9 protein-coding genes and 2 pseudogenes are annotated in these 16,816 nt (G+C 61.9%); 5 read left to right on the top strand and 6 right to left on the bottom strand.

What is annotated here, in order from left to right; all coding sequences use genetic code 11:
• Positions 1-253: 253 nt before the first annotated feature.
• Positions 254-430 (bottom strand): annotated as a pseudogene (locus P5W98_RS18510) (efflux transporter outer membrane subunit); the annotation flags it as partial.
• Here P5W98_RS18510 and P5W98_RS18505 point away from each other — a divergent pair.
• Together P5W98_RS18505 and P5W98_RS18500 are read left to right on the top strand one after the other, a co-directional pair.
• Complete coding sequence (locus P5W98_RS18505; protein WP_421042734.1) at positions 395-1,120, top strand: DUF535 family protein; 726 nt, start codon at positions 395-397, stop codon at positions 1,118-1,120. The pseudogene P5W98_RS18510 and the gene P5W98_RS18505 overlap by 36 nt on opposite strands.
• A 625-nt stretch (positions 1,121-1,745) precedes the next feature.
• Complete coding sequence (locus tag P5W98_RS18500) at positions 1,746-3,419, top strand: long-chain fatty acid--CoA ligase (protein WP_421026597.1); 1,674 nt, start codon at positions 1,746-1,748, stop codon at positions 3,417-3,419.
• A 592-nt stretch (positions 3,420-4,011) separates the two neighbouring features.
• Here P5W98_RS18500 and P5W98_RS18495 read toward each other — a convergent pair.
• Positions 4,012-4,341 (bottom strand): annotated as a pseudogene (locus P5W98_RS18495) (transposase); the annotation flags it as partial.
• Positions 4,342-5,999: 1,658 nt separating this feature from the next.
• Here P5W98_RS18495 and P5W98_RS18490 point away from each other — a divergent pair.
• Both P5W98_RS18490 and P5W98_RS18485 read left to right on the top strand, forming a co-directional pair.
• Positions 6,000-7,706: an AMP-binding protein gene (locus P5W98_RS18490; protein ID WP_421026598.1), complete on the top strand. Its 1,707-nt coding sequence runs from the start codon at positions 6,000-6,002 to the stop codon at positions 7,704-7,706.
• An 88-nt stretch (positions 7,707-7,794) separates the two neighbouring features.
• On the top strand, positions 7,795-8,946 hold the full coding sequence (locus P5W98_RS18485; protein WP_421026599.1) for an iron-containing alcohol dehydrogenase: 1,152 nt from the start codon (positions 7,795-7,797) through the stop codon (positions 8,944-8,946).
• A gap of 155 nt (positions 8,947-9,101) precedes the next feature.
• Here the strand turns inward: P5W98_RS18485 and P5W98_RS18480 are convergent, their stop codons facing one another.
• The 4 genes from P5W98_RS18480 to P5W98_RS18465 all read right to left on the bottom strand — a co-directional run bounded on the left by P5W98_RS18480 (position 9,102) and on the right by P5W98_RS18465 (position 14,369).
• On the bottom strand, positions 9,102-10,904 hold the full coding sequence (locus P5W98_RS18480) for an acyl-CoA dehydrogenase (RefSeq protein WP_421026600.1): 1,803 nt from the start codon (positions 10,902-10,904) through the stop codon (positions 9,102-9,104).
• A gap of 92 nt (positions 10,905-10,996) precedes the next feature.
• Complete coding sequence (locus P5W98_RS18475; RefSeq protein WP_421026601.1) at positions 10,997-12,685, bottom strand: PHA/PHB synthase family protein; 1,689 nt, start codon at positions 12,683-12,685, stop codon at positions 10,997-10,999.
• A gap of 161 nt (positions 12,686-12,846) precedes the next feature.
• Positions 12,847-13,425 (bottom strand): DUF2889 domain-containing protein, encoded by a 579-nt coding sequence (locus tag P5W98_RS18470; protein ID WP_421026602.1) that lies wholly within the window; start codon positions 13,423-13,425, stop codon positions 12,847-12,849.
• Positions 13,426-13,466: 41 nt separating this feature from the next.
• Positions 13,467-14,369, bottom strand: a complete 903-nt coding sequence (locus P5W98_RS18465) for an SDR family oxidoreductase (RefSeq protein WP_421026603.1) — start codon at positions 14,367-14,369, stop codon at positions 13,467-13,469.
• Positions 14,370-14,720: 351 nt separating this feature from the next.
• Here P5W98_RS18465 and P5W98_RS18460 point away from each other — a divergent pair, with 351 nt between their 5' ends.
• Positions 14,721-16,802: a 3-hydroxyacyl-CoA dehydrogenase NAD-binding domain-containing protein gene (locus tag P5W98_RS18460; protein WP_421026604.1), complete on the top strand. Its 2,082-nt coding sequence runs from the start codon at positions 14,721-14,723 to the stop codon at positions 16,800-16,802.
• Positions 16,803-16,816 lie beyond the last annotated feature (14 nt).

Here is a 16,816-nt window from a genome sequence, read left to right as displayed (position 1 = left end):
GGGTCACGCGCGGGTAGCGCGCGGCCTGTGCCACGCCCACGCGCGCCGTGCTCTGGGCGTAGCGCCGTTCGGCGGCGCGCACGTCCGGGCGCGCGAGCAGCACGTCGGCGGGCACGCCCGTCGCGACGGGCGGGGCGGCACCGGCACGTCCTGAACCCTGCTGCATGCGCGCGATCAGCGCTCCCGGCGCCTGGCCCGTGAGCACGGAAAGGCTGTAGACGGTCTGCGCGTAGGCCGCTTCGAGTGCGGGAATGGTGGCGAGCGTTGCCTGAGCCTGGCCGGACGCATTCGCGGCGTCGAGTCCGGAATTCGCGCCTGCCTCGTAACGCACGCGGGTGAGACGCGCGGTTTCCTGCTGCGAATCCACCGTAGCGCGCGCGAGTGCGAGACGTGACTGATAACCGCGCGCTTCGACGTAACGCGTGGCCACGTCGCCGATCAGCGGCTGCGCGCAAGTCTCCAGCACGATCACCTTACTGCCGCCCGTGCTTCGCACATTGCGCGCGAGTTGATGGAAACCGGCAGAGCAGCGATTGCGACGATCAGTGGTGCAAATCAGTCATGGGACGTGACCATGGAAGCATTCGAGCGCTTTCAGAAGGAAGGCGACTGGACGCTCTGCATTCACGATGCCGAGGGCACGCGCCTCGTGTCCTGCTCGTTTTGCCTCGCGTCGCTGGGAGGCAGGACAGGACGCCCGAAACTGCTGATCGGGTGCATCCAGGGCCCGGATACCTCTGTCGACGGCCGCATGCTTTACCGCTGTTTGACGCGCAAATGGCTGGGGCTGCGTCCGAAGCCGCTGGCGATATTTCTTGCGCAGTCGCTCGCTCGCGCAATGGGGGCGAAAACGGCATTGATCTTGTCGAACGAGGCGCACGTTTATTCGAGCTGGCGCTACCTGTTCCGTAAGCGCAGGATCAAGGCCGACTACCACGCGCTGGCGCAAGATTGCGGCGCACGGCGCGACTGGCATGTGCTCCCGATGCCGCATCACAGGCTCGCGGAGGACGCGGCAGGCAAAGACGCCGTCCGGCGCACACGCCATGCGTTGCAGGCGGCGCTGGACGAGCAGATCCTCGATTCGGTGCAGGGGAGGGTGACGAACCCCCGCACCTGAAGCGGATGCCAATGGCTTCCAGGGAATGTGGCCAATGGCATGTGAGCGCCAGAAGAATAATCTTCGCGAGACGGACCAGCGAGTGAGGCAGTGAACGAGAGCGACTCATTGCAAGAAGCCGCTCACCTGAAGGCCGTGGAACTACCAGGTTGCCGCGAATTTTCGTTTATGGTCAAATGACCATGTCAATTGATCTCAGTCTGGTCTACCCTCAATTTAGAAGCCGACCCCTATGGGGGTATTCGTTCCTTTCGCGTAATGTCTGGGCGCTTGCGACCTCTGGCGCCCACACGACGGGGCTTTACCGGTAAGTCAACCAGGCACGAAAAGAATGAATCCAAGTGGCTGATTTATATGGATTTGTTCGACATGGCCACCAGAAATCGCACGAGCGGTACGAATACCCCAGCGTCCGGAACGTCATACGTGACGCCGGGCGCGTGAGGCAACCGGCGACACCTGGCATGTCTCCCGCTATAACCGTATCCGGTTCGACTCGGACATGCCCATGTGCCGCGATTGCAAACCATGACAACCCTACAGCCTGCCTACACTGCGTCTTTTGCAAGGACATGTCGGCGACCACCTGTAACCAGTGATTCTTGAACAAAATCGGAGTCAGTCCATGTCTGATACCCGGCCACCTCTCTGGCCAGCTTACCTGCCACCGCACCTGACGCTTCCGGCGACGAACCTGTTCTATAACGCGGAAGTCTCGGCAATGCGCTATCCGGACAAACCGTTTATCGTGTTCTATGACACGTCGGTCACGTTCTCGCAGTTCAAGGATGAGGCCGAACGGGTGGCGGGCTTTCTGGAGCAGTGCTGTGGCGTGAAGGGCGGCGACCGCGTACTCCTGTACATGCAGAACAGTCCACAATGGATGATCGCTTACTACGGGATCTTGCGCGCGAACGCAGTCGTCGTGCCGGTCAATCCGATGAACATGACGGACGAGCTGCGTCATTACGTGGAGGACAGCGGGGCGCGCACCGTGTTCGTCGCACAGGACCTGTATCCGCGCGTTGCCCCGCTGGTCGGCGATGCTGATGGCGAGTTGGCCCATGTAGTCGTTGCGACGTACAGCGACTACCTGAAACGGCCATCCGAAATTGCACCCCCCGATTTCGTCGGTATCGAGCGCAATGTCGACGGTCCGAGGGTCGCTCACTGGTCCGATGCGCTCGACCTGCAGCTGCGGCCCGGACCGCTGACGGCCGGCCCCGACGATCTTTGCGTCATGCCGTACACGTCCGGTACGACCGGCAAACCTAAAGGTTGCATGCACACCCATCAAAGCGTCATGTGCACGGCGGTCGGCGGAGTCCACTGGCTCGGCGGCACGCCTGACACTGTCGCGCTCTCGGTGTTGCCGATGTTTCATGTGACGGGCATGCAAGGCGGCCTGAACGGTCCGCTCTACAGCGGCGCGACGGTGGTCGTGCTGCCGCGCTGGGATCGCACCGTGGCCGCGCGCATGATCGCGCGTCACCGCGTGACTTACTGGCAGTCGATCTCGACGATGGTGGTGGATTTCGTGTCGAATCCGGAAATCGGCCAATATGATCTGTCGAGCCTGCTCTGTATGGGGGGCGGCGGTGCGGCGATGCCGGAAGCCGTGGCGCGAAAGCTCAAGGCGCTCACCGGGATCGAATATGTCGAGGGATATGGTTTGTCGGAGACAATCGCCGCGACGCATATTAATCCACCGTTGCATCCGAAGCTACAGTGCCTCGGGATTCCTGTTTTCGACGTCGACGCCCGGATCGTCGATCCCCTGACTCTGGCGCCGGTGCAGGACGGCGAGACCGGCGAAATCATCGTGCATGGACCCCAGGTGATGCAAGGCTACTGGCGCAATCCAGACGCGACGCGCGAAGCGTTCGTCGAAATCGACGGCAAGCGTTTCCTGCGCACGGGCGACCTCGGATGGCGGGATGAGGATGGCTATTTCTTCATGGCCGACCGATTGAAGCGGATGATCAATGCATCGGGCTACAAGGTGTGGCCGGCGGAGGTCGAGGCGATGATGTACCACCATCCGGCCATCCAGGAGGTGTGCGTGATCGCCGCGCGGGACACTCACCGGGGCGAGACGGTCAAGGCCGTGGTGGTGCTGAAGCCGGAGTGCTCGACGGAGGTCACGCCAGACGACATCGTGGCGTGGGCGCGCGAACGCATGGCGTCGTACAAGGCCCCGCGCATTGCCGAATTCGTCGAGTCGCTCCCGAAGTCCGGAAGCGGGAAAATCATGTGGCGGGCGTTGCAGGAACGGGAGGCGACAACTCCCGGGGCATGAAGCAATACGAGCGCGTGAAAGCGAGTCGTCGGGATATAAGTACTTTGATTGGCTTGCAGGAGCATAAAGGTTGCGATCTGGCCATCCGGCTCACGCGGACGTGCCGGCGCGTGTTGGGGGGTGCCATACAAGCAACCTTTATCCGCTAATCGCCCCTGATCCGAAGCCGAGGTTGGCGAAATCGAGCGATGTTTCGGGAGCCTTGCGGACGCGATACCTTATATTGTATGGACGGCCGAACCAAACGGTTCGGTCGATTACATCAACTGGCGGCTCTAAACGTATGCCGGTTTCGATTTTCGCTCTGACGGCTCGCATTATTTTACATAATCTTATGTGATACTTTCTTTGTCCCCGCTAAGTTGTAATCTATGGCCAGCCCGAGATTTGCAACCTCTGGTTCTGATGTCTTCGTGGCTTGCGCAAATCTATCCGGAATCGCTGTTCCGCGATGAAAACCGCACCGGGCGATCCTCAAAATGTCGGCAGCTGCTGCGAGCTGTACAACTTGTCAGGTTCTTCGTCCGGTCGCTGTGCCGTTGGACCATCAAACTTCCAGCACTCGCAAAACCTTGTTGGGTGAAACGGTGAATCAGTTCGCGTGCTCCAGGCGCGCGGCATCGTATGCGGTGTGTTTGGTCAGCACGGCCCAGGCGATCCGCGCGAGCTTGTTGGCAACGGCGCAGGCCACCACATTCGCGTGCCGTCGCGTCAGCATGGACCGGATCCAGTCGCCGAGCTTGTCGGTACGCTGCTCTGCACGCTGGATGACCGCGCGGGCGCCTTGTACGAGCAAGTGGCGTAAATGCTTGTCACCCCGCTTGCTGATTCCGCACAGGACACTACGCCCGCCTGTACTGTGTTGCCGGGGCACCAGTCCGATCGACGCTGCGAAGTTGCGGCCACCATTCCAAAGCGTTCCAGGGTGTTCCTGGACGTTCCGTTTTTCTCACCCCTCAGTCCAGATTGGATAGGGACGCCGGTCTTCCCGGACGTCCCCGTGTAGCCGCTTCATTCCGTTGACTGCCACCGATTCGTGGGGGTAGTTTTTGGGGTAGATCGCAGGCTGTGAAGCAAGATATCCCCAGTGCCCCCACCGAGACCGCAATCCGCCATGCCATCGGCAATTATCGCGTCACCCAGTAAGTTCCGGCCCGCGAATGCGTCGGTCTTCAGTGACGAGACGGGCGTTCGCCAAAGCGCGGTACATCTGATTTCGGCTCGTTCGCCGGATGATCAGCCTAGCGCTGCGCGGTAGCCTCCCGATCCAGGCGCCTGCTATCCACCGTCGTTTGCCGCTCCTTGGTCAGCGCTCGGCGTAGCTTGGACTTGAACATGGAGTCTCCTTGTGACTAACCTTGATTCAAGGCACAGCGCCGATTCGGCGCCGTGAAGGCGTCGTACCAATCGAAAGACCATTCGGCGTAGGTTTCGGCGTAACTTTCGAAAGGAAGGCTTGCCGGAAAAGGCCAATTCACTACTTCGAAGAAAACGAGTAGTTTAGGAATGCATAGTTAAAATCAGTTTTGACTGAGGCGATGTGCATTCAATTGATTGATTTATAAGGATTTACGGTTGGGGCTGTTGGTGTGGTAGTCCAGCTTTTCCGGATCGTTAAAAATAATGAACGAATAGAGAAACCGTAAGGCCAACCTTCCCCAGAAGCGATCGGGCTTTGAGGTTGCGTCTTGTAATGCATTGATTTTGCAAGGATTTGTTGGTCAATTCCGAACGTTTGACAGATGAGTCTCTGTTCACGTTTCTCTATCTGGGTCTGCCACGTCGGCGTAGGTTTTTTGCTCCGTTGAGTAAAAACCTACGCCGCGTGATTTTTCTGCAGAAACCTACGCCGTGATTGACGCGCTTTCACACATCACATCGACAGACACTTTCAGCTTGGAAGAGTGATCTGATCGCCACGCTTTTTCGGCATGAACCAGTTCAATGAATTCGCGTCGCTCTTCACGTTGGCCATGACAGATGGTGCTATCGGGTGACGTAGTCCCCCGGTGCCGTGGGCGCGTCTGATTCCACATCACGTCAGCGCCCGGACAAAGCTCATTGATTGCGCCCAGGCTTATCCTCGCGGTCACTTCGTTTGCTGGCGAGACGCGCGTCGGTAACTCTAGCGATCAGGCTGATGGGGCGGGTGGCGAAGGGCGTTGGCCTGAGCGGCGTGACGATGAATCCGATTCGGCACACCGACAAGACCCGTCAGCTTAATCGACGCTGGAATATGGTGGATCGCGATAGCTTCTTCTTCCTTTGGGGCAGCGTAGAGATTGAAAACGAGCGCGGTCCACGCCGGTTGCATCGTTCCGGAGAAACCGCCGTCGCCCCCGAAATACCCCTCCCCCGAAGTGCCCCCCAGCAGTCACCCCTATTAACGGGTGGGTGAGCGATGTGGCGTATCAGCGTATCGTTGGGTATCCCGCATACAAATGTGGCAGGTCGCAATGGCGCTGGGCGCCCCGCGAGACGGTCCAATCGTCACACGCGTGGCATCGGCTCACGGCCGCACAAGTTAAGAACGCCCATACGGCCCGCACATGGCGGAACCGGCAAAAAATGGAGACATTGATGAGCGGCACCGATTCGGGAACCCTAGTTCATCGCTTCCTGCACTGGGAGCGTGTGCAACCCGATGCAATCTATCTGACCGAACCGACGCCGGATGGCCGGGTCGTGAACCATACGTGGCAAGAGGTCGGGGATGAGGCCCGGCGCATGGCCGCATGGTTGTGTTCATTGCAACTTCCGCCGGGCAGTGCAATTTCCATTGTCGGAAAGAACAGCGCGCACTGGATCACCGCAGATCTGGCGATTTGGCTCGCAGGCCACATTTCCGTGCCGATTTATCCAACCGTCAGCGCCGACACCGCAAAATATGTGTTCGAACACTGCGACGTGCGTGTGGTGTTTATCGGCAAGCTCGATGGCAAAACCGACGGTTGGGAGGAGATTCGCAAGGTCCTGCCGCCGCAGGCGCGCCTGGTTGGCCTTCCTCTATCGCCGCCTCTGCGAGAGGCATCCCAGTGGAGAGACATCATCGCCGACGTTGCGCCTCTGCAGGATGTGCGCCTGCCGCGGCCCGACGATCTGGCTACGATCATCTACACGTCGGGCAGCACCGGCCAGCCCAAGGGCGTCATGCACAGCTTCGGCACGATCTTCGCGTACGCGACGCAGTCAGGCATCTTCAGCGGATTTACGCCCGAAGATCGCGTGCTGTCGTATCTGCCGCTGGCCCACACGGCCGAGCGTTCGTTCGTCGAAGCGAATTCTTTGTGCCATGGTTTCCGCGTGTTCTTCAACGATAGTCTTGCGACGTTTTCCCAGGACCTGCAGCGTGCGCGGCCAACGGTCTTCATCTCCATGCCGAGGCTCTGGACGAAGTTCTATCAGAGCATTTGCGCGAAGCTGCCGGAAGACCAGCAGGCCTTGTTGCATACGTCTGGCCCCGAGTCGGACGCGCTCAAGAAGACGATCCTGACGATGCTCGGGCTGGATGCGACGCGGATTGCCTTTACGGGCTCCGCGCCGCTGCCCGAGGAAATCACGAACTGGTACCGTGCGCTCGGGCTCGAACTTCTGGACGTCTACGGCATGACGGAAAACTTCTCCTACTCGCACTACAGCCGACCTGGCCTCGTGCGGCTTGGCTACTCTGGCCAGGCGATGCCTGGCGTCGAATGTCGGATTGCCGAAAACGGCGAGATTCTGGTGAGGACTCCGACGATGATGCGCGGCTATTATCGCCAGCCTGACTTGACGGCGCAGAGCATGACCGAGGATGGCTTCTTCAAGACCGGCGATCGCGGCGAACTCGACGAAATCGGCCGACTGAAGATCACGGGGCGCGTCAAGGAGATCTTCAAGACCAGCAAGGGGAAATATGTCGCCCCCGCACCCATTGAGAACAAGATCAGTCACCCGAAGGTGGAAGCGGTCTGCGTCACAGGACCCGCATTCGCACAACCCTTCGCTATCCTGATGCTGTCGGCGGCGGCCAGAGGCGAGTTGGACGACGCTGCGGCGCGTGAAACGTTACGCGCGGAACTGCGTTTGCTGCTCGACGAAGTCAATGCCACACTCGAAGATCACGAGAAGCTTGGCTTCTTCGTGATCGTCAGGGATTGCTGGACGACCGATAATGGCTTTCTCACGCCGACGATGAAGATCAAGCGCGGCGTCATTGAAGAGCATTATCTTGACGCGGCACGGGCGTGGGCGGAGAGGGGGCTGCCGGTTATCCTGGAGGCGGAAACCACGACCGTGCAGCAGTAGCAGGGCGGCACCACCACGTTCTCCTAGCGCGGATGGACGCGCGCGTCACGGGTCCGCAAAGCGAAGTAATCATCCGGGGGACACTGTAGTGCCACCTTTTTCGTTCAGGACGGCGCAGTCGATCGTTGTAGAGCACGGCGCATCCCGTCGTCTGGCGTCCCAGGTGCGCTCGCTCGGGAGCCGTTCGGTGCTGATCGTAACAGACGCGTGCGTGGCATCGTCCGGATTCCTGAAGAGTGTGTTAGACGGCTTCGAAAGCGCAGCGATTCGCTACCAGCTATTCCAGGAAACGCAGGCGGATCCTTCCGAATCCATCATCGAAGCGGCTGTGTGCCGCGCGCTCGCGGCAGAGGCCGACTGCGTCGTGGGTCTCGGAAGCGGTGGCTCGCTCGACACGGCAAAGCTCACAGCGCTGCTCGCGAAAAGCGGCGAAAGGCTGGCCGACGTCTACGGTATCGACAGGGCGCGTGGTCCACGCCTGCCGCTGATACTCGTGCCCACGACGGCCGGAACGGGCTCGCTGGCCGCACGCGTGTCGGTCGTGACGAAACCTCGTGGCGACAGGAACGTTGTGGTGTCCTCGCATCTGTTGCCCGATCTCGCGCTGCTCGACGCTACGCTGACCGCCGGGGCTCCGCCCGCCGTCACGGCGGCGGGGGGCATCGACGCGATGGTCAATGCAATCGAGGCGTTCACGTCCAGACGCCTGAAAAACCCCGTGTCAGACAGTCTTGCGTGCAAGGCGCTGGACCTCATGGCGTCGAATCTGCACGCCGCCTTCTATAACCCCACCGATATCGAGGCGCGCGAGCAGATGCTGATTGGCGCTTGCCTTGCGGAAATGGCGGTCGCCAATGTTGCCATGGCGGCCGTGCACGCGTTGGCGCAGCCTGTCGCTGCGCGCTTTCGCGTGCCGCATGGCATCGCCCATGCACTGTTGCTCGCGCCCGTGCTGCGCTTCAACCTGAAAGGCGCGGTTAGTCATTACGCGCAACTCGCCAGATATGTATTGCCTGGCATTACTGGAACGGCGGCGAGCCGGGCCTCATCTTTTGTCACCTACTTCTCCGATTTACCCCGGACGCTCCGGTTGCCGATGCGCTTGCAGGAGGTCGGCATTGGCGAGTCGGATCTCTGCGGGCTGGCGGGAGATGCAATGAGTCAGACGCGGCTCCTCGCCAATAATCCTTGCGAACTCACGCTGAAGGATATCCACGGGATCTATCGCTCGATATTCTAACGAGCATGCTTGCGTCGCCGCGTCTGGCGCTTGCATGGCAAACAGCTGACGACGCAACCTCCTGTTCGGTTCTGGCAGCTGCCCTGCGGGTGCTGAACGTATCGTGCGTGGCGTGCGGCTTCGAACCGCCACGCGGGTTCCCGATGATCGGTCAATCAGAAGTGGGCGTCGGAGAGCGCAAGCACGCCTTCGTTGCCCCTTGCGCTCAGAATGGCGACTTCCAGCCCCAGCGCGCGCGGCAGAATGTGCGTGGCGTAAAAGTGCACGGTCGCCATCTTTGCACCGTAGAACACGGGATCGAGCGTTTCGCGTTCACATGCGGCAATGAGCGCGCGCGCCATCTGCCAGCCGCCCAGCACAATGCCGGAAAGCATCAGATAAGGCACGCCGCCCGCGAATGCCGCGTTGGGATCGGACTTTGCGCGAGCGAGCATGAAGTCGATGACCCGCATCATCGACGTCCGGCCCGCTTCAAGATGGCGGTACATCGCGGCGAACGCGGGGTGGGTTTGGAAGGCGCGATGCGCGTGCAGATCGGCTAGCGTCTGGTCCACGCGCACGAGCATCTGTTTAGCCACGGCACCGCGGTCGCGGACAGTCTTGCGGCCGATGAGATCGTTGGCCTGGATAGCCGTGGTGCCCTCGTAAATCGGCAGGATGCGAGCGTCACGGTAATACTGCGCCGCGCCAGTTTCCTCAATGAAACCCATGCCGCCGTGCACCTGAACGCCGAGGCTCGTGACCTCGACCGAGAGTTCGGTACTCCAGCCCTTGACGATGGGCACGAGGTACTCGTTGATCGCTCGATGTTCGGAACGGACGGCGTCGTCGGGATGGTGCAGGGCGAGATCGTGATGTGATGCGGTCGCGTAAGCCAGCGCGCGCGCGGCTTCGGTCAGGGCGCGCATGGTGGCGAGCATGCGCTTCACGTCGGGGTGGCGAATGATGGGAACAGCCGCATTCGAAGAGCCGTCCACGGGGCGGCTCTGGACGCGCTCCTTCGCATAGGCCGCGGCCTTCTGGTACGCACGCTCGGCCAGGGCGATGCCCTGCAGGCCGACTGCGAAGCGTGCAGCGTTCATCATGACGAACATGTACTCGAGGCCGCGGTTTTCCTCGCCGATCAAGAAGCCCGTCGCGCCACCCCGGTCGCCGAATTGCAGCACCGCAGTGGGACTCGCCTTGAGCCCGAGCTTGTGCTCGATCGATACGCACTGAACGTCGTTGCGCGCGCCCGGCGAGCCGTGGGTGGTCGGCACATGTTTGGGAACGAGAAAGAGCGAGATGCCTTTGACGCCCTCGGGGGCGTCGGGCGTGCGCGCGAGCACGAGGTGGACGATATTCGAGGCCATGTCGTGCTCGCCCCACGTAATGAAGATCTTCGTGCCGAAGATGCGGTACGTGCCGTCCTCCGCAGGCTCGGCACGGGCGCGCAACATGGCGAGATCCGAGCCGGCCTGAGGCTCGGTCAGATTCATGGTGCCGGTCCACTCGCCGCTGATGAGCTTCGGCAGATACAGTGCCTTCTGCGAAGGGGAGCCCGCGAGCAACAGGGCCTCGATGGCGCCGTCGGTGAGCGACGGGCAGGTTGCGAACGACAGGTTGGCCGCCACGAGCATTTCCTGGCACGGCGCGGCAAGCAGCTTCGGCAGGCCTTGGCCGCCGTACTCGACCGGATGCATCAAACCTTGCCAGCCCCCTTCGGCGAACTGCGCAAACGCCTTGCCAAAGCCCGGCGACGCACTCACGGTGCCGTCGTGCCAGACGCTCGGCTGACGGTCTCCGGTGGCATTCAATGGCGCAAGCACTGCTTCGCAAAACTTCGCGCCCTCTTCGAGGATGGCCTGCGCGGTTTCGCGGGTGGCGTCCATGCATTCCGGAAGACGCGCGATCGTGTCCAATCCGGCCAGTTCGGTCATCACAAACATCATGTCCCGGATGGGCGAGGTGTAGCTCATGGTTCTTCCTGAGTGGTCTGATTGCAACTGCATTGGGATCGGGCGCGATCCCTGAGCCAACGAAAATTGCGGGTGGTACGGTCCTGCAGATTTCAGAGGGTGCGCACCTTCACATAGCGGCCCGGCGCGGGCGCAAGCGGCGTCCAGATGTCGTTGCCAGACCGGGTGGGTGCAGCAATGGCCTCGCCGGCGTGGCGGCGCAACCATGCGCTCCAATGCGTCCACCAGCTGCCCGGATGGACCTTCGTGTCGGCCAGCCAGGCGTCTGGCGTTTGGGCAAGTGACTTCCGGGTCCTGTAGCTGCGCTTGTGCGCCGACGGCGGATTGATCACACCCGCAATATGTCCGCTGGAGGCAAGCACGAACTCGGGCTCGCTGCCGATGAGCAACGCGCTCTTGTATGCGGCCTGCCACGGCACGATGTGGTCGGCCTCGGCTGCGAGGACATAGCTGGGCACGCTGATCGAGCCGAGGTCCAGCGGATGCCCGCACACGTTCACCTTGCCGGGAACGCGCAGATTGTTCTCCAGATAGGTGTTGCGCAGGAGCCAGGCAACCATGGAGCCGGGCAGGTTCGTGGTGTCCGCGTTCCAGTACAGCAGATCGAAGGGCGGCGGCTGACCGCCTTTCAGATACTGATCGACGTGATAGGGCCACAGAAGGTCGTTGGCGCGCAGCATCTGGAACACCAGCGCCAGGTCCTTGCCCGAAAGAATGCTGCCTGGTCCAGCGATGGCCTCGCGATACCGCACACTCGTTTCGTCGACGAAAGCGCCCAGGTCTCCGGGCTGAGCGAAATCGAGCAGCGTGGTCAACAGCGTCATGCTTGCGACCGTGTCCTCGGCGCTCGCGCGCTGGACGGCCAGCGCGCATGCGAGCAACGTCCCGCCAACGCACCAGCCGAGTGTGTTCACCTTGTCGGCCCTGGCGATCGACCGGGCGACCCGTATGGCCTGGCATACCCCGCTCTCGACGTAGTCGTCCCAGCGCAGATCGCCAAGTGACGCGTCGGGATTGCGCCAGGAAACCAGGAAGACGGTGTAGCCCTGCTCGCATGCGTAGCGCACGAACGAGTTGGCGGGTTGCAGATCGAGGATGTAGAACTTGTTCACGCACGGCGGCACGATCACAAGCGGCCGGCACGCGACCTGCTCCGTAAGCGGTGCGTACTGGATCAGCTCCATCAGCTCGCACTCGAAGACGACCGAACCCGGCGAGACTGCAACGTTGCGGCCGACCTCGAACGCCGCCTCGTCGGTGATGGTGATTTGCCGCCGCGCGAGATCGTTGCTCAGGTTGGCAAGCCCCTGAGCGAGGCTTTTGCCGCCCGACTCCTGGGCAAGCCGTGCCACCTCGGGATTGGTGGCGGCGAAGTTCGTGGGGCTCGCTGCGTCAATCAACTGGTTCGCGAAGAAGCGCAATTTCTCCTTCGTCGACGCGTCGAGGTCGGCGGATTCGACGACGTCGGCAATCAACCGCGAATTGGCGAGATACAACCGCCGGATGGCGTTGTACCAGGGGTGCTCATGCCATTCCCTGTCGAGAAAACGTCGGTCTTCTGGCGCTTCGAGGCCGCTGGGTGCACCGACACGCCATAGACACGACCAGATCTGCGCTTGCTGGTCCCAGTATGTTTTGCTGGCGCGAGCCAGATCGGACAACTCGACATGCGTGCCGTTCTCGCTCACGGGCGCGGATCGGCAAATCGCATCGAGCCAGACGGTGGTGGTCTTGAGCCAGACTTCGAGTGACGAGGCAGACGGGTTGCTGTGTGATGACATGGCGTCGCTGCAGATGAAAGGAGAGGATTCCCGGATCGGGTACGTTCAGTCAGATGGCAGGACCGAGTCGCCGGATCGCGCATTGCCAGGGCTTCGCCGTACCGCGATGCAGCCTCATGCCTGGCAGCCAGCGGCGTGTGGCGCCGCCGGCGCGATCGATGTCACGATGCGCCGAGAGGACGGGGCGCGCGGCGCCGTTCCGGCCAGAAGACCTTCGCGGCATCGCCGTTTGCGCGATGCGTGTGACAACTGTCGATGAACGTGGGTGGCGGTATCGGCGTATCGCCTTGCAGACGCTCCCGCCATTGCGGCAAGGCGCGCTCCATCGAGAAGCCGGCTTGCATTGCAGTGGTCGCCATGGGACCGAGCAACTCCGACAAATGCGTGCAGCCCTTGACGCCGCCGACGCGCTCCTTGACCTGCCGCCTGAAGCCCGGACCGATGCGAAGTCCGACGAGCGCCGCATAGGCCGATTCGATCTCGTTGCAATAGACGGTGGGACTCTCTTCGATCCGCGCGGTAATCGCCCGGATGACGAGGTCCCTGTCAACCGTCATGACGATGCGCATGTCGTGCAGGCGAGCGCCAGCCGGCACGACCTTCAGTATCAGATCGGTGCCGTCTGCAACGACGTCCTGCATGCGGCCCTCGATCTCGAAGAGGCCGTCGCCGAGATCGAAGGCATCGCAACGCACTGTGCGGGAATGGAGCAGGCGTCGCGTTTCGGTGGTGTTGTTCATTTCGGTGGACCGGAGGGAGCAGCACGGGTCAAAAGCGGTGTTCAACCTTGCAATGCCTTCGCGAGGTTTTCCCGAAGCCCTGAGTGACCGGCGTATGGGTCTCCTGGGGAGGCGCCCGCCATCATTTGTTCGAAGCGAACCTGTACCGGCTGCATTGCATCGGGGTGCGAATAGATATAAAAGTTGCCTGCGTGCACGCTGTCATAAGTCATCTGGGCGATTTCGGCGGCGCTGATTTTTGCCGAAGTGACGGCCTTGTCCGAAAGCGCCTGAGCGACTTTCTGGGACCGCGTGAGCGTGTGCGAATTGGCGAGATCGGCGGGCCGGTTGCGGTCGGACCGGTTGAAGCCGGTCGGCACGAAATATGGACACAGCACGGAGCAGTGCACCTGGTTCGTGACGAGCGATAGATCGTGATAGAGCGTTTCGCTCAACGACACGACCGCATGCTTGGACACGTTGTACACGCCCATCGTGGGTGCATTGACGAGGCCGGACATCGACGCCGTGTTGACGATGTGCCCTTCGAAGGTCTGGTCGCGCGCGGCGCTCTCGAGCATCAGCGGAGTGAAGATGCGCACGCCATGGACGACGCTCATGAGGTTCACGCCCAGTACCCATTCCCAATCCTTCTGGGTGTTTTCCCAGATCAGGCCGCCTGCGCCGACGCCTGCATTGTTGAATAGCAGATTGACCTCGCCATGCGTGGTCATGGCGAGATCGGCGAGCGCTTGCATCTCTGCCGCGGCTGACACGTCGGTGCGCAAGCCGGTCGCTTCGCTGCCCAGGGCGTGCAGCTCGGCGAGCGTGGCGTCGAGGCCGCCCTGATCGATATCCGCAAGGACGAGCTTCATCCCCAGCGCGGCGCCATGCAGCGCAAACGCCTTGCCAAATCCGGAAGCGGCGCCAGTAATGACCGCGACCTTGCCCTGAAATTGCTTCATTGAGTTGTCCTGGTGAGAGTTGCCGGCCCTGGCCGCTGCGACTGCACGACGGCGCGTCCGTAGCTCGACTGCGCATCGCAAGCTTGTCGGCAGGATAGGGTGCACGTTGGCGTGGGAGTCCCCCTCCTAATGAGGGGGAGGGAGCCTGCGGGAAAGGTGATTAACTTGGCGGACTCAATAAGCAGCGCTATCGCGCAATAGGGAAGCTCGGCGGGTGCCCTGGTCCGAGCCGCGGCCCTGCCTTCCGGGAGCCTGCGCCACATCGGCCGCAGCGCGACAGACGATGCGCCGATCCATGGATCGCGCGCGGCAAGCGCCCGCGCCACAACTTCGAGACACAAAGGAACCAGCATGACAGTGCAGTATCAGGTCCGTGACGGCGTGGCCGTCATCACGCTCGACAATCCTCCTGTAAACGGCCTCGGGCACGGCACCCGCGTTGGCATCGTTGAGTGCATGAGCCGGGCGCTCGACGATGCCGGTGTCAGCGCGATCGTGCTCACGGGCGCAGGCCGCGCCTTTTCGGGTGGCGCGGACATCCGCGAGTTCGGCACGCCCAGGGCGCTCCAGGAGCCGAACCTGAATACTGTGATCACATTGATCGAGGCGGCGGCCAAGCCCGTTGTCGCGGCGGTTCATTCGGTGGCAATGGGCGGCGGGCTGGAACTCGCACTCGGTTGTCACTATCGGGTTGCCGCGCGTAACTCGCAGATCGCGTTGCCCGAGGTCAATCTGGGGTTGATGCCCGGCGCCGGCGGCACGCAGCGTTTGCCCCGGGCGATAGGGCTCGAAGCCGCCCTCAACATGATCGTGTCGGGCCATGCGGTCAACGCGGAGTCGCTGGCCGATACACGGCTGTTCGACGAGATCGCCGAGGGCGATGTGCTCGCTGCCGCAATCGGCTTCGCCAGGCGAGTGGCGAACCAGGCCGGCCCGCATCCGCGTGTGCGTGACCTCCAGGTCGAGCATGAAAATCCACACGCGTACCTCGGATTCGCGCGCACGACCGCCGCTGCGAACGCCGGGCCGTTTCCAGCGCCGGCGCGCTGCGTAGACGCGGTGGCGGCGTCGCTGGAGCCGTTTGACAAAGGCATCGAGGCCGAGCGCGAAGGGTTCGCCACGCTGCTCGGCACCGCCGAAGCACGCGCGCTGCGCCATGCCTTCCTTGGCGAGCGTGCGGCGAGCAAGATTCCGGACGTGCCTGCGGATACTCCGGTGCGACCCGTCGCGAGGGTGGCCATCATCGGCGCCGGAACCATGGGCACCGGCATCGGCATGAATTTTTTGAACGCCGGGATTCCAGTAACGTTGCTCGAGACGAAAGCCGATGTGCTCGAACGCGGTGTAGCCACGATACGCCGCAACTATGAGAACAGCGCGAGGAAGGGCAAGCTCACGCAACAGCAACTGGACGACCGTATGGGGCTGCTTTCGACAACGCTCTCGTATCGCGACATCCAGGACGCGGACCTCGTGGTCGAAGCTGTGTTCGAGGACATTGGCGTGAAAGAGACGGTGTTCCGCGCGCTCGACGAGGTGATGAAGCCGGGCGCGATACTCGCGTCGAACACATCCACGCTTGACGTCAACCGCATTGCGTCGTTCACGAAGCGCCCGCAGGACGTGGTGGGCATGCACTTCTTCAGTCCTGCGAACGTAATGAGGCTGCTCGAAGTCGTGCGTGGCGAGCATACCGAAAAGGACGTGCTGGCCACGGTGATGCTGCTTTCGAAGAAGATCGGCAAGATCGCTGTGGTGTCGGGCGTGTGCGATGGTTTCATCGGCAACCGCATGCTCGAGCAGTACAGCCGCCAGGCCGGGTTCCTGCTCGACGAAGGCGCGCTTCCCGAGCAGGTGGACCGCGCGATCGAGAAATTTGGCTTTGCAATGGGCCCGTTCCGCATGATCGACATGGCCGGCAACGACATCGCGTGGGCCATTCGCAAGCGCCGCGCCGTCGAGCAGCCGGAGTTCAACTATTCGAAGGTCGGCGACGTGCTGTGCGAAATGGGCCGTTTCGGCCAGAAGGTCGGCGCGGGCTGGTACGACTACAAGCCAGGCGAGCGCAAGGCGTATCCCAGCCAGCTCGTGAACGACATGATCGTCAGGCATTCGACGGAGATCGGCGTCGCGCGGCGCAACATCAGCGACGAGGAAATCGTCGGACGGCTGGTCTATGCGCTCGTGAACGAGGGCGCGTTAATCCTGGAAGAAGGCATTGCCTCGAAGGCGTCGGACATTGACATGGTGTACCTGAATGGCTACGGCTTTCCGAAGTTCCGCGGCGGACCGATGCTTTATGCCGACCAGGTCGGCCTTTTCAACGTCGCGCGGTGCATGCGGCACTATGCGCGCGGCTATCAGGGGCAAGCCTGGCGCATCGCGCCATCGTTGCAGAAGCTCGCTCAGGCCGGCCTGAACTTTAACGACTGAGTGTATCGACTTCA

The organism is Paraburkholderia sp. A1BS-2L, assembly GCF_051125205.1.
In the GTDB taxonomy this organism is placed as follows: Bacteria; Pseudomonadota; Gammaproteobacteria; order Burkholderiales; family Burkholderiaceae; genus Paraburkholderia.
This window is presented reverse-complemented; position numbering and strand designations above follow the sequence as displayed.

Bases quoted from the DNA above. Each gene is read 5' to 3' on its own strand.
- P5W98_RS18490 (WP_421026598.1), top strand. From the start codon at position 6,000: ATGAGCGGCACCGATTCGGGAACCCTAGTTCATCGCTTCCTGCACTGG.
- P5W98_RS18470 (WP_421026602.1), bottom strand. From the start codon at position 13,425: ATGAACAACACCACCGAAACGCGACGCCTGCTCCATTCCCGCACAGTG.
- P5W98_RS18500 (WP_421026597.1), top strand. From the start codon at position 1,746: ATGTCTGATACCCGGCCACCTCTCTGGCCAGCTTACCTGCCACCGCAC.
- P5W98_RS18465 (WP_421026603.1), bottom strand. From the start codon at position 14,369: ATGAAGCAATTTCAGGGCAAGGTCGCGGTCATTACTGGCGCCGCTTCC.
- P5W98_RS18480 (WP_421026600.1), bottom strand. From the start codon at position 10,904: ATGAGCTACACCTCGCCCATCCGGGACATGATGTTTGTGATGACCGAA.
- P5W98_RS18460 (WP_421026604.1), top strand. From the start codon at position 14,721: ATGACAGTGCAGTATCAGGTCCGTGACGGCGTGGCCGTCATCACGCTC.
- P5W98_RS18475 (WP_421026601.1), bottom strand. From the start codon at position 12,685: ATGTCATCACACAGCAACCCGTCTGCCTCGTCACTCGAAGTCTGGCTC.